The following is a 1569-nucleotide window of genomic DNA, read 5'->3' on the forward strand; positions in this document are numbered from 1 at the left end:
CCGCACTCACCCTTCGCCGAACTCGGCCTCACCTATGACGACGTCCTGCTCCAGCCGGGCGAGACCGACGTCATCCCGAGCGAGGTCGACACCACGGCCCGGCTGACGCGCGAGATCTCCATCCGCGTCCCGCTCGTCTCGGCGGCGATGGACACCGTGACCGAGGCCCGCATGGCGATCGCGATGGCCCGCCACGGCGGCCTCGGGGTGCTGCACCGCAACCTCTCGATCGAGGACCAGGCCTACCAGGTCGACCTCGTCAAGCGCACCCAGACCGGCATGATCTCCAACCCGGTGACCATCGGCCCCGACGCGACCCTCGAGGAGCTCGACGAGATCTGCGGCCGCTACCGCGTGTCGGGCCTGCCCGTCATCGACGAGTCCCAGCGCCTGCTCGGCATCGTCACCAACCGCGACCTGCGCTTCACCCCGGTCGCCGAGTGGGCCGACACCATCGTGCGTGACGTCATGACGCCGATGCCGCTCATCACCGGTCACGTCGGCATCAGCCACGACGAGGCCACGCTCCTGCTGCGCCAGCACAAGCGCGAGCGCCTGCCGATCATCGACGAGCAGGGGCGCCTGCAGGGGCTCATCACCGTCAAGGACTTCGTGAAGTCCGAGCAGTTCCCGAACGCCAGCAAGGACGCCGACGGGCGCCTGCTCGTCGGCGCGGCCGTCGGGTACTTCGGGGAGGCCTGGCAGCGCGCGACGACCCTCGTGGATGCCGGGGTGGACGTCCTCGTCGTCGACACCGCCCACGGTCACGCCCGTCTCCTGCTCGAGATGATCGAGCGGGTCAAGCGTGACCCGGCGACCCGCCACGTGCAGGTCATCGGCGGCAACGTCGCGACCCGGGCGGGGGCACAGGCGCTCATCGACGCCGGTGCCGATGCCGTCAAGGTCGGGGTCGGCCCCGGGTCGATCTGCACCACGCGCGTCGTCGCGGGCGTCGGCGTCCCGCAGGTCACCGCCATCTACCAGGCGTCGCTCGCGTGTGCCCCGGCCGGTGTGCCGCTCATCGGGGACGGTGGCCTGCAGTACTCGGGCGACATCGCCAAGGCCCTCGTGGCCGGTGCCGACACGGTCATGATCGGCTCGCTGCTGGCCGGCTGCGAGGAGAGCCCGGGCGAGCTCGTCTTCATCAACGGCAAGCAGTTCAAGGCCTACCGCGGCATGGGCTCGCTCGGCGCGATGTCGTCACGGGGCAAGAAGTCGTACTCCAAGGACCGCTACTTCCAGGCCGACGTCACCTCCGACGACAAGATCGTCCCCGAGGGCATCGAGGGCCAGGTGGCCTACCGCGGCCCCGTCGGGGCGGTTGCCCACCAGCTCATCGGCGGGTTGCACCAGTCGATGTTCTACGTCGGTGCGCGCACCGTGCCCGAGCTGAAGGCGCGCGGCCGCTTCATCCGCATCACGCCCGCTGGGCTGCGCGAGTCGCACCCCCACGACATCACCGGCATCGTCGAGGCGCCGAACTACTCCCAGGGCTGACGTCAGTCGCCGATGATGGCGTCGCGGTAGGACGCCAGGGCGAGCCCGCCCTCGGCCGTGCGGTCCACCGAC

Annotated in this window: 1 protein-coding gene; it reads left to right on the plus strand. The window is 70.6% G+C overall.

Annotated features, from left to right (window positions below; all coding sequences use genetic code 11):
* A partial coding sequence (gene guaB / locus PLL68_RS14980; protein ID WP_324535462.1) for an IMP dehydrogenase occupies nucleotides 1-1497 on the plus strand: 1497 nt, incomplete at its 5' end.
* Nucleotides 1498-1569 lie beyond the last annotated feature (72 nt).

This window comes from Ornithinibacter sp., assembly GCF_035443565.1.
Taxonomy (GTDB): Bacteria; Actinomycetota; Actinomycetes; order Actinomycetales; family Dermatophilaceae; genus Fodinibacter.